At 67.7% G+C, this 17,308-nt stretch carries 19 protein-coding genes and 1 pseudogene; 8 read left to right on the top strand and 12 right to left on the bottom strand.

What is annotated here, in order from left to right; all coding sequences use genetic code 11:
* Positions 1-422 (bottom strand): transposase (locus tag AB0D04_RS38775; RefSeq protein ID WP_362712108.1); only part of this gene is annotated, 422 nt, incomplete at its 3' end.
* A 122-nt stretch (positions 423-544) separates the two neighbouring features.
* The gene (locus AB0D04_RS38770) at positions 545-1,174 is read right to left on the bottom strand and encodes a TetR/AcrR family transcriptional regulator (RefSeq protein WP_362712107.1); all 630 of its coding nucleotides are present in this window, start codon (positions 1,172-1,174) and stop codon (positions 545-547) included.
* A gap of 92 nt (positions 1,175-1,266) precedes the next feature.
* On the opposite strand from AB0D04_RS38770, the gene AB0D04_RS38765 reads away from it, so the two are divergent.
* The 3 genes from AB0D04_RS38765 (at position 1,267) to AB0D04_RS38755 (ending at position 3,854) form a co-directional block, all read left to right on the top strand.
* Positions 1,267-1,680, top strand: coding sequence for a DUF4345 domain-containing protein (locus AB0D04_RS38765; RefSeq protein ID WP_362712106.1), 414 nt, complete (start codon positions 1,267-1,269; stop codon positions 1,678-1,680).
* 410 nt (positions 1,681-2,090) lie between these two features.
* Positions 2,091-3,377 (top strand): competence protein CoiA family protein, encoded by a 1,287-nt coding sequence (locus AB0D04_RS38760; RefSeq protein ID WP_362712105.1) that lies wholly within the window; start codon positions 2,091-2,093, stop codon positions 3,375-3,377.
* A gap of 345 nt (positions 3,378-3,722) precedes the next feature.
* A complete protein-coding gene (locus AB0D04_RS38755) occupies positions 3,723-3,854 on the top strand; it encodes a hypothetical protein (protein ID WP_362712104.1) in 132 nt (43 codons plus the stop codon).
* 315 nt (positions 3,855-4,169) lie between these two features.
* On the opposite strand, the gene AB0D04_RS38750 is transcribed toward AB0D04_RS38755, so the two are convergent.
* Both AB0D04_RS38750 and AB0D04_RS38745 read right to left on the bottom strand, forming a co-directional pair.
* On the bottom strand, positions 4,170-4,292 hold the full coding sequence (locus AB0D04_RS38750; protein ID WP_362712103.1) for a hypothetical protein: 123 nt from the start codon (positions 4,290-4,292) through the stop codon (positions 4,170-4,172).
* Positions 4,293-4,436: 144 nt separating this feature from the next.
* Positions 4,437-5,114, bottom strand: coding sequence for a hypothetical protein (locus tag AB0D04_RS38745; protein WP_362712102.1), 678 nt, complete (start codon positions 5,112-5,114; stop codon positions 4,437-4,439).
* A 198-nt stretch (positions 5,115-5,312) separates the two neighbouring features.
* Between AB0D04_RS38745 and AB0D04_RS38740 the strand changes: the two genes are divergently transcribed.
* Positions 5,313-5,963 carry a hypothetical protein gene (locus AB0D04_RS38740; protein WP_362712101.1) on the top strand — a complete coding sequence of 217 codons (651 nt, stop codon included), beginning with the start codon at positions 5,313-5,315 and terminating at the stop codon, positions 5,961-5,963.
* 272 nt (positions 5,964-6,235) lie between these two features.
* On the opposite strand, the gene AB0D04_RS38735 is transcribed toward AB0D04_RS38740, so the two are convergent.
* A complete protein-coding gene (locus tag AB0D04_RS38735; protein WP_362712100.1) occupies positions 6,236-7,081 on the bottom strand; it encodes a DUF6000 family protein in 846 nt (281 codons plus the stop codon).
* A gap of 991 nt (positions 7,082-8,072) precedes the next feature.
* Here AB0D04_RS38735 and AB0D04_RS38730 point away from each other — a divergent pair.
* Entirely contained in the window at positions 8,073-8,546 is a 474-nt protein-coding gene (locus tag AB0D04_RS38730) for a cupin domain-containing protein (protein WP_362712099.1), read from the top strand.
* Positions 8,547-8,564: 18 nt separating this feature from the next.
* Here the strand turns inward: AB0D04_RS38730 and AB0D04_RS38725 are convergent, their stop codons facing one another.
* From AB0D04_RS38725 to AB0D04_RS38715, 3 genes are all read right to left on the bottom strand, one after another.
* Entirely contained in the window at positions 8,565-9,416 is an 852-nt protein-coding gene (locus AB0D04_RS38725) for an IS5 family transposase (protein ID WP_362712098.1), read from the bottom strand.
* Between the two features lie 78 nt (positions 9,417-9,494).
* Positions 9,495-10,376 carry a TIGR03620 family F420-dependent LLM class oxidoreductase gene (locus AB0D04_RS38720; protein ID WP_362712097.1) on the bottom strand — a complete coding sequence of 294 codons (882 nt, stop codon included), beginning with the start codon at positions 10,374-10,376 and terminating at the stop codon, positions 9,495-9,497.
* Entirely contained in the window at positions 10,373-11,272 is a 900-nt protein-coding gene (locus tag AB0D04_RS38715) for an NmrA/HSCARG family protein (RefSeq protein WP_362712096.1), read from the bottom strand. The genes AB0D04_RS38720 and AB0D04_RS38715 overlap by 4 nt, the downstream gene beginning before the upstream one ends.
* Before the next feature lie 146 nt (positions 11,273-11,418).
* Here AB0D04_RS38715 and AB0D04_RS38710 point away from each other — a divergent pair, with 146 nt between their 5' ends.
* Positions 11,419-12,006, top strand: coding sequence for a helix-turn-helix domain-containing protein (locus tag AB0D04_RS38710; RefSeq protein WP_362712095.1), 588 nt, complete (start codon positions 11,419-11,421; stop codon positions 12,004-12,006).
* 401 nt (positions 12,007-12,407) lie between these two features.
* Here the strand turns inward: AB0D04_RS38710 and AB0D04_RS38705 are convergent, their stop codons facing one another.
* From AB0D04_RS38705 to AB0D04_RS38690, 4 genes are all read right to left on the bottom strand, one after another.
* The gene (locus tag AB0D04_RS38705; protein ID WP_362712094.1) at positions 12,408-12,581 is read right to left on the bottom strand and encodes a hypothetical protein; all 174 of its coding nucleotides are present in this window, start codon (positions 12,579-12,581) and stop codon (positions 12,408-12,410) included.
* Positions 12,582-12,617: 36 nt separating this feature from the next.
* Entirely contained in the window at positions 12,618-12,950 is a 333-nt protein-coding gene (locus tag AB0D04_RS38700) for a DUF6233 domain-containing protein (RefSeq protein ID WP_362712093.1), read from the bottom strand.
* Positions 12,951-13,764: 814 nt separating this feature from the next.
* The gene (locus tag AB0D04_RS38695) at positions 13,765-14,262 is read right to left on the bottom strand and encodes a peptidylprolyl isomerase (protein WP_362712092.1); all 498 of its coding nucleotides are present in this window, start codon (positions 14,260-14,262) and stop codon (positions 13,765-13,767) included.
* 142 nt (positions 14,263-14,404) lie between these two features.
* Positions 14,405-14,854, bottom strand: coding sequence for an ankyrin repeat domain-containing protein (locus AB0D04_RS38690; RefSeq protein WP_362712091.1), 450 nt, complete (start codon positions 14,852-14,854; stop codon positions 14,405-14,407).
* A gap of 429 nt (positions 14,855-15,283) precedes the next feature.
* Between AB0D04_RS38690 and gcl the strand changes: the two genes are divergently transcribed.
* Together gcl and AB0D04_RS38680 are read left to right on the top strand one after the other, a co-directional pair.
* Positions 15,284-17,071 carry a glyoxylate carboligase gene (gcl, locus tag AB0D04_RS38685; protein ID WP_362712090.1) on the top strand — a complete coding sequence of 596 codons (1,788 nt, stop codon included), beginning with the start codon at positions 15,284-15,286 and terminating at the stop codon, positions 17,069-17,071.
* A gap of 132 nt (positions 17,072-17,203) precedes the next feature.
* Positions 17,204-17,308: pseudogene (locus tag AB0D04_RS38680) on the top strand (hydroxypyruvate isomerase); the annotation flags it as partial.

Below are 17,308 nucleotides of genomic sequence, written 5' to 3'. Positions count from 1 at the left end.
CTGGCCGAGGCATAGGCGGTGAACACGCCGATCTGGCAGTTCTCAGTGCGGCCGGCCGTCCCCGAGTATTGGCGCTGTACCCCTGCCGAGATGACGCCCTTCTTGATGAAGCCGGTGTCGTCCACGATCAAAACGCCATCTGGCCCTCCGAGTCGCTCGGCCACATAGTCCTGCAGGTCATCGCGGATCTCGTCCGGATCCCACCGGCACCACGACAGCAGGCGCTGCAGCCCGTGCGGAGTGGCATGGCCAGCGTGCTCGGCAAGCTGCCAGCTGTTCTTCCGGCCGACCGGGCCCAGCAACCCGCGCACATAGGCCCGCATCCGACGCCGCGGCTCTACGCGCCCGAATCGCTTGCCCACCTGCAGCAGCAGCGACTCCAGCTCAATGGCCCACAGCCCCGCTTCGACATCCGTCTCCATAACCGGCTCAACGCACCCCGATCGGGTGAGTCACGAACCGCCGTTACCCTGACGGAGTGTCAGCCAACTAGACTCGAAACAGGCCCGCTGACCAGCACAAATGGAGAAGCACGGCTGGAGTACTAGGCGTCTGCGTCGGGCCGCTGTGGCGGCCACTGGTGGGTGGGGCCGTCGGCGAGCAATGGCTGGAGAGCGCCGAGAAGCGCGCCGATGCAGCTGTCGCGGAGCTGGGTGCGGGTGCAGGTTTCGTGGGTGAGCCAGTCGACGCAGAGGACTTGGACGAAGACCAGCCAGCTTTTCAGGACGGCTGACACTGCCTCGCGGGTGCTGTCGTGCGCGAGCGGGAGTACGGCCAGCAGCCGCGTACGGAGTGCGTCCAGCTCATTGGTCATGATCGACTGAATCACCGGGTCGCCCGCGAGAACCCGGTTTGCGGCGAGGACGGTGTTGCGGTTGGCCACGAAGTAGTCGAGGTGGACGTCCATGCCCTGGATGAGCTGCTCCACCAGGGAGTCGGCAGGGTCGAGCCGGGTTTCGGCGAACAGTTGGTCCGCCGCCTGTTGGTAGACGGCCGCGAAGAGGGCGTGCTTGCTGGGGAAGTGACGGTAGAGCAGGGCTCGGGAGACGCCGGCTTCTTTGGCGACTTCCTCCATCAGCACGTCGTCGTACGGGCGTGCGGCGAAGAGCTGCGCTCCGACGCCGAGGAGTTGGGTGCGGCGGTCAGTGGGGCTGAGTCGTTGGCGGGGAGGCACGAGCGCAGACTACTTGACATGTGTCTACTAGCACACCCAATCTAGTAGACACATATCAACTAAGGCTCCGACGAGACGGGTTGGGAGGGGTCATGGCAAGGGCTCTGCGGGCACTCACACAGCTGATGGGCTGGGCCTGCGTGCTGATCGGTGTATTTCACGTGCTACTCGGCAACGCGGCGATCCCCGGCGCAGACTCCGCCGGCACGACGGTCGACAGCTGGGGCCGGTTCATGGGGGCCATCTTCGTCGGCTACGGGCTGGCCTGGCTCTGGGCCGCTCGGCAGCGACCCGTCCCAGCTCGGGCGGTGCGGTGGCTGGCCGGCGTCTTTCTGCTGGGTGGCGCGGGGCGGCTGTTCTCACTCGCCCTTCACGGCTGGCCGCAGTGGTTCCAGATCCTCCTGACGGCGATCGAACTCGGCCTGCCGCCTGTCTTCTTCTGGCTTGCCGACGCAGAGGAACGAGCTCTGCGCAGCAGTGCGGAGACCACGTCCGCCGGGCGGTAAATGCGCAGCGACTCCGACGAATTCCGGGCGACGCCCTCACCCGCGGAGCCACATTGTCAGCATGCCGCATAGTGCGGTTCGTCGTGTCCCCCCTCCTCGGTCACGCAGGGATGCGGGCACCACAGAAGTTGAGCCAGAACCCGTTCTCATGGACAAAGCCACTTGTTAGACCGGTTAGCCCCAACAGGCCCAATGGGGCCCGTTCTTGTGGTCGATCTCAGCGGTGAGCTGACTATGGAGTGCTACTCACCACCTGGCCGTAGGAATACGAGCGGACCCCCGAAACGGCAGCAACCGGAATGACGCCCGGGAGGGACTGCAGTGCTCGGATCCCGCCGTTCTCCGAGAACCCGTGTGGAGATGTCGTGGGGCGGGGACGATGGACCCTTGGGGGCACGACTGGGGGGCCGATGGGGTACACCGCTGTACACCCGGACTGGGGACGACTGGACGCGTCGCTGGACGATCTCGGGTGTGGCCGGGCGTGGGCAGACATCCATCGCGTCAAAGGGATGGAGTTGAGGTGCCCGGAGTGCCAGGGCCGGGTCTTCGCGCGCGTCTCCCAGTACCGTTCCCGGCACTTCTACCACCAGGTGCGGCCTCCCGACTGCGAGCTGGCAAATGAGTCGCCGGAGCATCACCTGCTGAAGCTGGAGCTGGCTACGGCCGCCCGTGCGGCAGGGTGGAGAGCAGAGCTGGAGGTCAGCAGCGAGACCCGGAACTGGCGTGCCGACGTGATGGTCTTTGACGGGCAGGACCGTCCATTCATGGCCCTGGAGGCGCAGCTGTCGCCGATGACGCCGGAGGACGCGCGGATGCGTACGGACCGCTACGCGCAGGACGGTGTGGCGGTGTGCTGGGTCGCACCGGAGGGACGGCCGTGGGAACGTGTCGTGCCCTCGCTGCGGGTGACATTCCCGATGAATCGGGGGGAGACCTGGATGATGCGGCACGGGATGGCGCGCTACACCTGGGCGCCGCGCACGCTGAAGGCGAAGGCGAAGTGGACGCACATCACCAGCCCTCTCGGCGATGCGGTCAGGTGGATTCTCGACGGGCGTGTGCACGTCCATACCAGCCCGGACGGCACAGTGTGGTGGACAGCCCCCGCGTACGTTCAGCTGGCGGTCGACCGCGCCCGGCTGGAGGCCGATGCCGAAGCCGTCGAGCGGGCTGTTGCTGCCGAGCAGCGCTGCCGGGATGCCGAGCAGCGGGCTGCTGCCGCTGAAGAGCGCCGCCGAGAGAACCTGGAGCGGGCGCGGGAGCGGCAGGCGGAGCTGCAGCGTCTGGCAGGCTTCTTCGAGCACGCGGGCATGGATGACACGGTATGGCCGGTCTTCACGCAGATGGTCCGTTCCGCCTCAGGCAAAGCGGTCGTGTACGGCGAGCAGAGCACCACCCACGGCAACGGGCTGCTCGTCTACAGTCGGCCAAGGTGGGGAAGCGGGTTCAGGCTGGCTGGTGTGGTGTGTCCCGATCCCGGAGCGCTCGCCGGGTGGCCGAAGGACCTGACGATTCTGGTGCCCAACCGGACCTGGCTGTCTCGTGTCCAGGCCGCCGCGCGGACCCCGCTGAAGGTCGCGGTCCTGAACCCGGTCACCGAACGCAGCAGCTTTCTGCGCGTCGCTCCTGTCCATCATCCAGACACCGCGCCAGGCATTACCCCTATTGGACCTAACGGGCCTGACGGGGCGTGACATGCGACGGCGCCCACCCCGTACCGCTGTGGAGTGAGCGTCGTTCCCGTTCAGGTGTTCCGGCATCGGCAGGAGATCCCGCTCCGCTACTGTGCCGTCAGAGTGATCCGTTCGCCCAGAGCGAGAACCATCCGGCGTGTGTCACCTGCCCGTCGAAGCGGCTGCCACGCGGTCGCTGTGGATCCGGTGGGCCTTGCGGCCGGCGGGCGAGCCCATGAGTCCGGTGGACGTCTGCTCGGCCATCGTCAGGTGCACGGTCAGGGGGCGCGGTGAGCCGCAGCCGAGCTCGGCGTCGCTCCGAGGACGTGGAACAGCTACCGGTACGACCCCAGGATCTCCGAGCACGTGGTCCTGGTCCCCGAGCGTGCCGCCGACGATGACAGGCCCCAGGCCTTTGAAGAGAAGATGGATCGCAACCAGGCGCAGATCGTCGAGCTCCTGGGTGCTCTGGCGGGCAAGAGCCCGGACGAGCACTGATCATCATGGTGGCGGCCAGTACGGCCCCTCCTCAAGAGGCCGAAGGGCCCGGATCCGCAGGGATCCGGGCCCTTCGCCTTCGTTGCCCGCCTGATGCGGCTGCCGGGGGCTGCGGCAGCAACGGCCGAAGTTCCAACGGAATCGCGCCTGACCTGGGCCAATGCCGGGTGTCTTGAGGAGGGACACGATCCCTGGAACGCGGCCCCGGAGTCCTGGCCCCGACACCAAGGGACGAATAACTCCCCGGTAGGCAGCGGGCGCACAGACGAACGCCCGCCCCTGTTCGGTCGGGACGGGCGTTCGTGGTGGTGGGGCTTAGCGCTCCTGGTCACCGATGTCGCGGCGGCGTGCGCGTCGGGTCTTGCCGATCAGGCGGTTGACGTGGTGGGGTCGCATCTTGGCCGGCCCGTTGCCGCGGACCCGATCGGCCGCGCACATCAAGCAATGCCCCTTCCACCTGTGGTGGGTCGAGTGAGCCACGTGGGGCTCCCTTCCGGTACCACGCCGGGGTTGCCTCTCCTTGGGGCCGGCGTAGGTCCGGGGTGCCATTCGTGGCCATCGTGCTCCTGGTGGTGGGGCCGGCTACTTGGTGGTCGCGTACTTGTGGAGCTTGTAGGCGGTGAACTTGGGGACCGTCATGCTCCCCCCAATCGTCGTCTCGTAGGTGAGGGTTCCGGCGACGCTCACTCTCATCTCCACGACGTCCCCGTTGACCAATTCGGCGGCGGCTTTCTCGGCGGCCGGGTCGATGTCGAACATCGCGTTGGTGTCGCAGTCGGACAAGAATCCGTACTCGGGGTAGCGCTTGCTCCCACAGACGTTGGCGCGGAACGAGGTCTTTCCCGTCGCCGAATCGAACTGGGTGATCTCGCCGTAGATGACCAGGCACGTGCCCAGCTTGTCGTCCGCAGTGCGCTCCAGCTTCTTCACGTCGCGGTCAGTGGCCGCCTCGTACTTCTTGCCCACGCAGGTCTCCGCGGCCGGGGTCGGCTCCTCGGTGGCCACGTCGGCCGGCTCGGTGGCGCTCTCTTCGTCGGCCTCGGGCGTGGGGCTGGAGGTCGTGGGCGAGGCGGCGGCGTGCGGTCCGCCGGCCTTTGGTGTTGGAGTGAGGAGGAGGACGCCGACGGCAGCGCTGAGGGCCACGGCGGCCGCCGTCATCGAGAAGAAAGCCGCGCGCCACCGGGCGCGGGACTTCACCAGGTCCAGCGAGTCAGCCTCGGGAGCCGGCGGTGTGGGGAGCTGGGGGGAGTCCGGTATCACGGAGTCATTCCCTGTTCGGTTGTGGGTGGTGCCGCGCCGGAGGTGATCCCATCACAGGCTGGTGGGTGGGTGGAAGCCAGCCCCCCGGTTTAATGGCGGGCTACTTGTTCCCCGGTGTCCGGGCCAGGACTCCGGGGCCAACGCGGGAAGACGTTCTTGCCAACAGCCCTGCAAGCCAACGGGATTACGCTTCCGTCTATGACCGAACGCTGGCGCAAACGCACCCGAAAGAGCTTCGGCCGGATCATCGTCGACTTCGAGCGGTGGTGGCCGGAAGCCGGAGGGGCGGAACTGGACGCCTTCCGCCGACTGGAGACGCTGCGCGAGGTCGTGGAGTACGCCGGCTTCGGGAGAATCCCGCCCGGCAGCAAGCACTCCCACATGCGGCGTCGCAACGACGAGCGGACGCTGAGACCATGCCAGGAGACGCTCCTGGCGCACCTTGACGATCTCCAGGAGGCGGCCACGTTCAAGGATCTCCACAACACGGTCGCGCGCCTGATCGGGTACATCTGGGATGCGGGCTCCCTGACGATCTACGACATGGCCCGCTGGATCGGCGCATGGCTGGGCCTGGAACCGAAAGAGATCTACCTCCACCAGGGCACGGAGGAAGGGGCCAAGGCCATGGGCATCCAGCTCGGTCCGAAGCAGAGCGCCCTGCATCGGACGGAGCTGCCGTCCGAGTTCTGGGGGCTGTCGTGCGGGCAGTTGGAGGACTTGCTCTGCCACTACAAGGACGCGCTGCGACGCGCCGTCGATGGTGAGAAGGTGAAGTTCATCAAAACCGGCTCCGAAATACCGTCAACAGCGCTCCACGTGCTCAGCACTCCGTCCCCCCGCTGCTGAGCAGCCGACGGCAGTCGGCAAGCAGTTGCCTTCCGGCCCGGCGTTGCTGGCGCCCGCCACGAGGCCCTTGCACCAGCGGGCGCAGAAGTTCCGACGTTCGCGCCTCGCACGGAACCCTCCGTTCAGGATGCGGTCCCGTCGCCAGCGCGATTCTGCGGGTGGCCGCCCCGCCTACGTACCAATGCCACGTAGGCGGAGATCCTCAAAACACCCGGCATTAACCCAGGCCAGGCCCGGCTCTGTTGGTAATGCGACCGTTGCCGCCGCAACGCCTACCGCTGTGCGTGAAGGCGCTCGCGCCTGGCGATGACCAGGGTGCGCCAGCGGGGGCGGACGGTGTGTTCGGCGTCGAGCCACCGGATGGCGGGTCCGTCGGGCTGGGGCAGGTCGCCCATGGCGGTGGCGATGTGGACGTAATAGGTGAAGTCGCCGTTCGCCGTTGCCTTGCGCAAGCGGTCGATGGTGGCTGTCAGGTCGTCGTGTGCGCCGCGTACGGCGTGGTGGAAGGCGACGGCGGTCTCGATGAGTGGTGTGAGCCAGCTCAGGTCGGTGAGGCGGTGGTCGCGGGCCAGGCGCAGGCCCTGGCGCAGGCACGCCACGAGGAGCATGCGGCTGGGCGCCAGGGCGGCGGTCGTGGCCCATTGGTCACCGAGGGCGGCCAGGGCGCGGGTGGCGGCCTGGTGCCAGTCGGTGGGGGGCCAGCGGTCCTCGCTGTGGTCGTCGGTGTGCACCGCGGTACGGATCGCGTCGTGCAGGTGGTAGGGCCACAGGGCGTAGGGGTTCTCGGTGATGAGCGGCCGGTCGATGAGGCGCCGGGCCGGGGCCTGGTGGGCGAGGCCGGCGGCGCGGGTGGCCAGGTCGAGTTCGCTGGCGGGCGGGAGTTCGCGGATACGGTCGCGGAACTGCTCGCGGTGGTCCAGCCCGATCATCCATGCCGCGGTGATGCGGGAGCGCCAGTTGGGCTGGAGCCGGAATTCGAGTTCGGCGTCGGTGATTCTGCGCGCGTCGAGGCTGAGGGCCTGGAGGAACTGCGTGCGTTCCTCGGCGGGCAGCCTGCGGAAGTTTCCGTGGAGCAGATCCAGGTAGCGGCCAGTCCCTGGGCTGGGAGTGGCGATCACGTAGCGACGAAGGGTGTCGGTTCCGGGTCGGGTGTGGGCTCAGGAAAGGGCATGGACGCATCCTGGCTGCGGGGTCCAGGTCGGTCCAGGGGGTTCCCGAGTCACAGCCCCTCGGCGGCATCGCCCCCGGGCTCACCGGGCCGTTAAGGAGGTTGGAGATGCGGTTGGCGATCTGCTGGTGGCGTTCGATCTCACGCGCCCAGCCGCGGACCTCGGTGTCCGCGACCAGTTCCCGCTCCTCCGTCGTCGCGGTGGTGTCCGTTTCGTGGGGGGCGGAACCGGTGATGGGGAGTGGGGATGTGGTGGTCTTCGGTGTAAGGGGGCCGGGGTGCGTGGCACCTCTGGCACTTCTGCTCTGGGAAGTTTCGTGGGGACGGAAGTCTGGTGGTGTGGAGTCCGGAGTGTGGGTTGCCCGGTGGCGGAGCTCGGGAGTGCGTACACCTCTGGCACTTCTGGCCCGATGGGTTTCGTTCCGGCGGAGCTTCGGGTCAGAATCACCGGACGCTTAGGGGTCCAGGATGACGACCAGCACGCCGTACGAAACGGCCGACGACGACCCGGAGCGCGAGAAGTCCGTCGCGGAGTACGAGACCGTGCATGTCCGCGAGCGTCTGGTGAAGCGCACCTGCGCCTGGTGCGGCGTCGAAGGACATCACCTTCACCGACGACATCAAGCGCGGACTCCATCTCGCCGTCGACGGCCTCTGGGACGCCAGCAACAGCATCTGAGGATGCCTGCGCTTAAGGGAACGTTATGCGCTACTCGCGTCCTGGGGATCGAGGTCCGCACCCCTTCCCCTCCCGCGGTGGCGCAGGGGGATCCTGTGGGTGCGGGCCGAGCGCCAGCTCCCCAAGGCGACGTGCTGGGCCCTGTCCGGCTGATCATGCCGGACTCGTGACACTGGAGCCACACGCACCCGGATAGCGGCCTTCCGCCGGCCCGTCCGTGGGAACACCTGAGAGGACCCACCGAGGAAGGGAGCGGCCTCACATGGCGAAGAACGCCCACGTGCGCCACAGCGGTGAGGGGAAAGCATTCTGGATGCTGAACGGCCTCTACGAGGTCAAGGCATCGAGCGACGAGACCAACGGCGCGATGACTGTCGTGGAGATGACCATTCCGGAGGGGATGGGCCCACCGCCCCACACCCACGCCGGAACCGAGAGCGTCTACGTCATCGAGGGGACGCTGCGCTACCACATCGGCGACGAGACGGTCGAAGGCGGTCCCGGGTCCTTCATCCATATCCCTGAGGGCACATTGGAGCGGTTCGAGCCCACCAGCACGGTGCGGCTCTTGATCACCTACACGCCGGGCGGAATCGAAAAATTCTTCGCCGAAGCGGGTGAACCGGCCCAGCGACGGGAGCTGCCGCCCCAGTCGGACGCGCCGCCGGACGTTGATCGCCTCATCGAGATCGGCAATCGGCACGGACTTCAGATGCAACCCATGCCCGGCGCTTAGGGCGACCGAGGTGAGGTGTCATCTCAGGCGACGTGCAGTTGGGCGGCTCGGCCACCGGTAGAGCTTTCTTGCACGTCGAATCAAGGCGCGCACGGTGACGAACGCGGCGGCGAGGTAGAGGTAGAAGTCGACTACTCGGCCATCGCGTTCGAAGCAGCGGCGGATCTTGCCGTAGCCGTTCATCCAGGATTGGGTGCGTTCAACCACCCAGCACATGCCGACTTGGATCGGAGCGGGCACGCCCTTACGGGCGATCTCGCCGATGAGGCCGTGGTCGTCGAGGATCCGGCGGCTGGGCTTGCCGTCGTAGGCCGAATCGAGATGCACGGTGGCATGGGTGGGCAGGTTCCCGACCTGGTGCTTGGCGGCTCCGATGGTCGGTTCGAGCAGGACCGAGTCGTGCCGGTTGGCGCTGGCTGAGGCGAGGCCGGGCGGTATCCCGCCGCCGTCGACCAGGGTGGAACGCTTGAGCCCTTGCTTGGCCCGGTCGACTGGCGACGGCCCTGCCTTGTCGCCCTTGCATGGGGCCTTGGTGTGACAGCCGTCGACGGACAGCTCGTACAGCTCCGGGCCGATCATCTTGTCGTACGCGGTCAGTGCGATGCGGTGCAGTTCGCGCGCCAGTCCCAGGTTGCTCCACTCTTTGAGCCTGCTGCGGATGGTCCAGTCCGAGCAGTCGGCGGTGGCGACTCGTTCGTATCCGGAGCCGTGTACCAGTGCTTCGACAACCAGCCCGAACACCATCCTGTCTGGAACGCGTCGACGGTGGCAGTCCAGCGGATGCGTGGGGTCGAACTCGGGTCGCTCGGGCAGGAGAGCCGAGAACTGTTCCCAGAGAGGCTCAAAGAGAGATGACGGCACGGAGGGCAAGGCATCTCCTCGGCTTGCTCGGCGAACAGTGCGGCGAGAACAGCAGAGCCGCGCCTGTTCGCCACATTCCCGGGCCGGTCAGGGCAGCAGGTGTACTGCGAGTTGCTTCCACCGCTGTGTGGGCGGGGTGTGGGGTGTGGTGGTGAGGAGGTGGAGGCTGACGTGGTCGGCTCCGGCGTCAAGGTGCTCATGGACGCGGCGGGCGATGTCCTCGGCGGTGCCGTGGGCCACGAGCGCGTCGACGAGTCGGTCCTCGAGCGAGTCCACGTTCTCGTACCCCAGGTCTGAGAGCAGGGTGCGGCGGTTGGGCAGGGCAGCTGCTGCCGTGGTGCGAGCCAGCGCGGCGGTGTGTGAGCGGTCCGGGCCCAGCACGCACAGCTGGGTGACGGCCAGGAGCCCGGTGGGGCCGAGCACTGCTCTGGAGTTGCGGGTGTGTTCGACCGGCATGCCCAACGGGTTTGCGCCCCAGGCTCGTTCGGCGGCGAGTGCGAGCATGCCGGGGTCCAGGGCCGTGAGCACACGGTGGGGCGAGGGGCCCGTGGCCGGTGGCCCGAACGGGGCGGTGTCCAGCGCGTCGAGGTAGGCGCGCATGGTGGGCAGCGGGGGGCCGAAGCGGTGGCCGCGGATATCCTCGGCGAGGCTGGGGTGACTGTCCCACAGGCCGAGCAGGAAGCGCCCGGGGAATGCCTCCTCAAGAGTGCGCTGTGCGGCGGCGGCGGTCACCGGGTCGCGTGCGTAGATGTCCGTGCTGCCGGCCGCCACCACGATCCGGCGGGTCTGCGACAGCAGGATCCCGGCCTGCGCCATCGCTTCCCGCCCCGCCGTCTCGGGGAACCACAAGGTGCCGAAGCCGAGCTCCTCGATCGTGGTCACTGCCTCGCGGACACCGGCAGCCGAGCAGTCGTCGAGTTCGCCGGCCCAGATGCCGGTACGCCCAAGGTGGGGCCTCTGACCGCTCACGCGTCCTGTCCCTCTGCATCCTGGGCGTGCAGGAATGCCGTGATCTGGGCTGCACCGGTTCGCTCCAGCCAGGTGCGGAAGTCCATCGCGGCGGGGTGAATCCGTCGCGTGGCGGTAATGTCGGCGCTGTAACCGCGTTCGTTCAGCCACTCGTGGGCGAACGCGAATTGCTCGTTGACGGCGCGAATCGTTTCTATCGGAATCTGGGCGTACGGAAGCGGGCGCCCGATTGCCGTCTCGATGTGCGCGGCGATCTGGACCGGGGTCAGTTCGTCGCAGGCCAAGGCCATGGCTCGCCCGATCCACTCCTGGGGCCGGGAGAAGGCCAGCGCGGTGACAAAACCGACATCGTCCACGGCCACGATCTGCAGCGGAACGTCGGGTGCGATACCTGAGACCAGGTTGCCGCCTTGCAGGGCGTATTCACCGGTGTAGTTCTCCATGAAGGACACCGGCCGCAGAATCGTGGCGGGCGGGCCGAGCTTGGCGAGGTGCTGCTCGATCCGCCACTTGCTGATCAGGTTCTCGGGCAACGCCTCACGGCCGTGGCGGTCCGCGCCGGCGACCGAGCTGAAGACAAGATGCCTGATGCCGGCGGTTTGGGCGGCCTCGGCGATGTTCATTCCCCAGCGGACCTCGTCATCGGCGGAGAAGTCCCTCGACGTACCGGGCGAGCCCACCGTGGGCTGGACGCTGAACAGCCCGTAGGCGCCTTCGGCAGCGTCAACGAGGGAGGAGATGTCCTCCATCTCCGCGCGTACGATCTGCGCGCCGGCGCTCGCCAGGGCCTTGGCCGGCGCGCCGTCCGGATTGCGCGTGAGGGCGCGCACCTGCCAGCCACCGTCGAGCAGATGCCTGGTCACTGCCCGGCCCTGCAGGCCGGTCGCGCCCGTCACGACGATGGACTTGTCCGTCGGTTCCACTGTCTCTCCTGGATGTCGCGCACACCGGGGAGGGTCACACCATAAGTGGGGTGGCCCTCCGGTTAATGCTCGATACGATATGGAGGACCACCCCGGTTAGCAAGCCGTCAGGAGCTCCCGTGTCTCACGACGCCACCGTGCCGTCCTCGCCCAGGCGTCCCATGCGCGCCGACGCGCGGCGCAACTATGAACGGATCCTGGCCGCCGCCGGGGCCGCCATTGCCCAGCACGGCGTTGAAGCCTCCTTGGAGGAGATCGCGCGCCATGCCGGGGTCGGCTCAGCCACACTGCACCGGCACTTCCCATCCCGGCAGGCGCTGTTGGAGGCTGTCTTCAAAGACCGGGTGGAGACCCTCTGCGCCAAGGCACGCGACCTCGCGACGGAGCCTGACCGGGAAGCCGCACTCGTCACCTGGCTTCGCGCCGTCGGGGCACACGCCGTAACCAACAGGGGCCTGGGGGCGGCCCTGATGCCTGGTGCCGGCGATCCGACGCTCGGGGACACCTGCCACACGCTCATCGTGAACGCCGGCAGCGAACTACTCGCGCGCGCTCGGCAAGCGCACGCCGTACGCCCCGAGGTCACCATCACCCAGCTGCTCAAACTGGTCGGAGCCATTGCGCTGGCCACCGAACACGACAGTGACGGCGCGGCCGAAACCGACCGCCTGCTGACACTCGTCATCGACGGGGTGCGCCAGCACTGATGGCGCAGAGAAGATCGTCCGACATGGCAGGCGAGGACCGGTAGAGCATTTCCCTCGCCATGAAATCCCTGGGCTTCCGCAACCCTCGGGCCCATCCTCGGTCGCACTTGGCCCGCTCGCGCCCCCTCTCCGGCGGGGCGCTTCGCTGCGCGCCGTCGATGCGGAGGTCCCTGACGATCCTGGAGTTCCGGCTGGCGAGCCCGCCGCAGCGTCTCGACCTGTACAAGGACGACGTCAGCGGCCGACGGTCACGGCTTCAGCTGCAAGCCGCGAGCTCTGCCAGCTCAGCGTAGAGGCCGTAGCTGCCAATGCAGATGCCCGCCCATGCCGCCAAGCATCCGCCGACTCTTTGCTCCCAGTCATTCGCCTCTCGAATGAGGTACCACAGGCCCATAGCCCGATCACGACGCCGATGGCCGCCGCGATAGTCCACCCGGGTTCTCAACCGCATGCACCTGCGAGGAGACGGTGTCGGCATTGCTGTAGGCCAGCCCGAGGATGTGCCCGCGCGCGGTGACGCGCCTGCCGCCGGTGGCGCTCAGGCGGTGGACGACGATCGGTGCGTCGTGGCGCATTCCTTCAGCGTGCACGGGCCGGCCGTGGGTCGCAGGTCAGCCGAGGATGCCGAGCTCGGTGTCCGGCCGACAGAGGGCGCAGGGCTCGAGTCCGTCGGTGAGCGCGCGGATGGCCTGGTCGCGGCTGATGCCTCGGGCGCGTCGGCCAGCTGATGCGCAGCCACCGACATGCACGGCTATAGGCCGGCCTTCGCTGCCTACGCTGAGCTGCACGACCCACTCCGGCGGGGCGGGCGGCGGGTCACTGGCGCGCTGGATGGCGGCCTGCTGTTCGGCGAGTGCGATGTGGCGGCGGACCTGGTCGAGGGTGAGCTGTAGCCAGGTCTCCAGGGTGCGGAGGCGTGGCAGGTCCGGCGGCAACTCGCTCATGTGTTCGAGTGTAGGGTTCTCGAGGCCTCAGCGTTGTCGGTGCCGGTCGCTGTGACTGAGCCACCCCGGCTGTAGGGGTGCGTCAGGTACGGAGGGGCGGAAGGGTGTCGGGTAGAGCCCCTCCGCAAATGCTGGAGAGCTCGTCCATGATCGGCAGTAGGCGGACGAGACGTCTGGCGGGCTCCCTTGGCCAGCCATCCAGAACCTGTTGGATCGCGTCCACGAGCCCGGGGTGCCGTCGTTGAAGTGGGAGACCGTACTGCGCGAGCTGGATCCGGGCGTAGTCGAGGTCGCCCGGTCCGCCAGGGGTGGCGGAGATCTTTCCTTGGATCTGCGCGGCGGCCAGTCCATGGAGTGCGACGTACAGGTGTCAGGCTGCGGTGTGGGTGTCGGTCATCTGTCGATTCTCGCTTGAAGGGCCGGGCTCCCGCGGCTACGGAAGGTGGGGCCGCGGGGTGGGGGCCTCGGCTCGTTCATCGCCAACGACACCTGGGGTGCGCCCCGCCCGGTCAGCGCCCGGCGCGGGGTGCTTGCACGTCTAGAGGCTGACGCCCCAGCGATCCGCTGGAAGCACGAGATCTGCGGTCTGGGGGGATGGGGAGACTTGCCCTCGTTCGCAGCCGATAGGTCCAGCCCAAGCTGCCCGACGGCTCCCCTGCCCCCATGCATGTCCACGAATTCGCCATCGGCTACCCGGTGCACGCCACGTTCCCGCGCACCGAGGGCGAGTGCAGGCCGTGAATGGTGCGAGGGAGACCGGATCCTCCGCCGGGCCGAGGCGGTGGCAGAGGATCCGGCGAGCGGTGCTACTCGGCTACTGGCCGGCGACGACGCCCGACTTTGCGATCTTGATCGTCGACCGGGTCTTGCCGCTGCCCGAGCCCTGCGCCTCGATCTTCTTCACGAGGTCCATGCCCTCGACGACCTCGCCGAAGACGACGTGCTTGCCGTCCAGCCAGTCGGTGACGATGGTGGTGATGAAGAACTGCGAGCCGTTGGTGTTCGCCCCGGCGTTGGCCATGGACAGCAGGCCCGGCTTGGTGTGCTTCAGCTGGAAGTTCTCGTCGGCGAACTTCTCGCCGTAGATGCTCTTGCCGCCGGTGCCGTCACCGCGGGTGAAGTCGCCGCCCTGGAGCATGAAGTTGGGAATGACCCGGTGGAAGCCGGAGCCCTCGTAGCCGAAGCCGTGCTCGCCCGTGGCGAGCTCGCGGAAGTTCTTGGCGGTCTTGGGGACCACGTCGTCGTACAGCCTGAACACGATCCGCCCGGCGGGCTCGTCGTTGATGGTGATGTCGAAAAACACGTTGCTCATAGGTGCATCCTCACATCCCTTCTGCCCCGAGAGCACACTCGGCCCCCGCGACTCGCTGTGACCGGAGCCGCGGAGCCGCCTTCGCGCGTGGGGAGTCCGGCCCGAGTGGGTGCGAAGCGTGCCGGATGGATGCGGGTAGGGGCTAATCCGCGCCTCGGTCTGTGAGCAGCCGTATCAGCTCCTTGTTGGCGGCCCGGGTGCGTCCAAGAGCGCTGTAGCCTTCGTCGTTGCGTATCCCGACCTCCGCTCCGGCATCGAGAAGCACGCGTGCGCAGTCGAGCCGGTCGGCGTTGCACGCCCGCATGAGCGCCGTCCAGCCGGAGGTGGAGCGTACGTTGACGTCCGCTCCGGCGGACAGCAGCAGCCGCACCATGTCGCCGAGTCCACTGTTCGCCGCGCTGATCAATGCGGTCTGGCCGTCGAAGAACGTCGAGCGAGGGTCGGGCGCATTGATGTCTGCACCGTCGGCCAGCAGGTCCTGAACCGCTGCCGTGTCGCCGTGCTCGACGGCGTCGAACAACGCGGCACCGGGCGCCTGCGGATTCCAGAGGTCCGTGTTCGTGCTCGGGTCCCGCGGATCGTTCGCCGGCATGGCGCATGCACTCCTCTTTGTTCGGGGCGGGCGCGCGCAGCTGCTGCCTCTTGCAGCCGACGCGAAACCGCGCCCGGCCCACCCGGCCAACCCGACCATGGCAAGGCCGGGGACGGCACGGGGTTTTTGCGATCAAGGTGACGTCAAGGATGCCGGCGCGGCTCGGGGCGACATGAGGTGTGCGAGCCGCCCGCTACGGCGGCTCTTCGTATGCCCCCACGCCGCCTGCCCACCCGCCCGCGTTCCCGCACTTCATTGCGGGTTTTTCCGCATCGGGCGCCCCGTATCCCCTTGACGAGCGGATCGACCCGCTCTACCTTACTTCCATAAAGCAAAACATTGATTCCATGATACGGAATTAACAAGCTTTCCGGTTCCTCCGGCTCTTCGCCGGAACATGCCCCTGACTGGTCGACGCAGGAGTACTCGATGCCTCGAATGACAGCCGCCCGCGCTGCAGTGGAGATCCTCAAGCGCGAGGGCGTGAGCAACGCCTTCGGAGTGCCGGGCGCGGCGATCAACCCCTTCTACAAGGCGCTGAAGGAGGGGGGCGGCATCAGCCACACGCTCGCCCGCCACGTCGAGGGCGCCTCGCACATGGCCGAGGGCTACACCCGTGCCAAGGCGGGCAACATCGGTGTCTGCATCGGTACCTCCGGCCCGGCCGGCACCGACATGATCACCGGCCTGTACTCCGCGATCGCGGACTCGATCCCGATCCTGTGCATCACCGGCCAGGCCCCGGTCTCGAAGCTCCACAAGGAGGACTTCCAGGCCGTCGACATCGCCACGATCGCCAAGCCGGTCACCAAGGCCGCGACCACCGTCCTCGAGGCCGCGCAGGTCCCCGGCGTCTTCCAGCAGGCCTTCCACCTGATGCGCTCCGGCCGCCCCGGCCCGGTCCTCATCGACCTCCCGATCGACGTCCAGCTGACCGAGATCGAGTTCGACCCGGAGACGTACGAGCCGCTGTCGGCCTACAAGCCGCAGGCCACCCGCGCCCAGGCCGAGAAGGCTCTCGCGTTCCTGCTGGAGTCCGAGCGCCCGCTGATCGTCGCCGGTGGCGGCATCATCAACGCCGACGCCTCCGACCTGCTGGTCGAGTTCGCCGAGCTGACCAACATCCCGGTCATCTCCACCCTGATGGGCTGGGGCACCATCCCGGACGACCACGAGCTGGCCGCCGGCATGGTCGGTGTCCAGACCGCGCACCGCTACGGCAACGCGACCTTCCTGGAGTCGGACTTCGTCCTCGGCATCGGCAACCGCTGGGCCAACCGCCACACGGGCTACAACCTGGAGGCGTACACCAAGGGCCGCAAGTTCGTCCACGTCGACATCGAGCCCACCCAGCTTGGCAAGATCTTCGCCCCGGACTACGGCATCGCCTCCGACGCCAAGGTCGCGCTGGAGCTCTTCATCGAGATCGCCAAGGAGCTCAAGGCCGAGGGCAAGCTGCCGGACTTCAGCGACTGGGCCGCCTCCGCCCAGGAGCGCAAGGCCACCCTGCTGCGCCGTACGAACTTCGAGAACATCCCGATCAAGCCGCAGCGCGTGTACGAGGAGATGAACAAGGTCTTCGGCCCGGAGACGCGCTACGTCACCACCATCGGCCTCTCGCAGATCGCCGCCGCGCAGTTCCTGCACGTTTACAAGCCGCGCAACTGGATCAACTGCGGCCAGGCCGGCCCGCTCGGCTGGACCATCCCGGCCGCGATCGGTGCCGCCACCGCCGACCCGGAGACCCCGATCGTCGCGCTGTCCGGCGACTACGACTTCCAGTTCATGATCGAGGAGCTGGCGGTCGCCGCCCAGCACAAGGTGCCCTACGTCCACGTCCTGGTGAACAACGCCTACCTCGGCCTGATCCGTCAGGCACAGGGCGGCCTGGGCATCAACTTCGAGGTCAACCTCGAGTTCGAGAACATCAACACCCCGGAGATCGGCGTCTACGGCGTCGACCACATCAAGGTCGCCGAGGGCCTGGGCGTCAAGGCCATCCGTGTCACCGACCCGAGCGAGCTGGGTGCCGCCTTCGAGGAGGCCAAGAAGCTCGCCGTCGAGCACCAGGTCCCGGTGGTCGTCGAGGCCATCCTGGAGCGGATCACCAACATCGCGATGAGCAAGACGGTCGACATGAGCGACGTCACCGAGTTCGAGGAGCTCGCGACGGAGCCGGGCCACGCACCCACCGCGATCAAGCCGCTCAAGGTCTGAGACCGGATCCGATCCGGACGGTGAGCCGGGCGCGGCTTGACCATCGCGCCCGGCATCGCCACTATCCCGTAACACGGATATCCCGTAACACAGAAATAAAAATCCGCTATCCGGAAGGGGCGCCTGGCTCTTATGGGTTTCACGGACACGCGCTTCAACGTCAATCTGTCGATTCTGTTCACCGAGCTTCCGTTGCTGGAGCGGCCGGCGGCCGCGCGGGCGGCGGGCTTCACGGCG

This window comes from Streptomyces sp. NPDC048483 (assembly GCF_040651455.1).
GTDB lineage: Bacteria > Actinomycetota > Actinomycetes > Streptomycetales > Streptomycetaceae > Streptomyces.
Note: the sequence above shows the minus strand (reverse complement) of the source record. Positions and strands in the feature narration are given on the sequence as shown.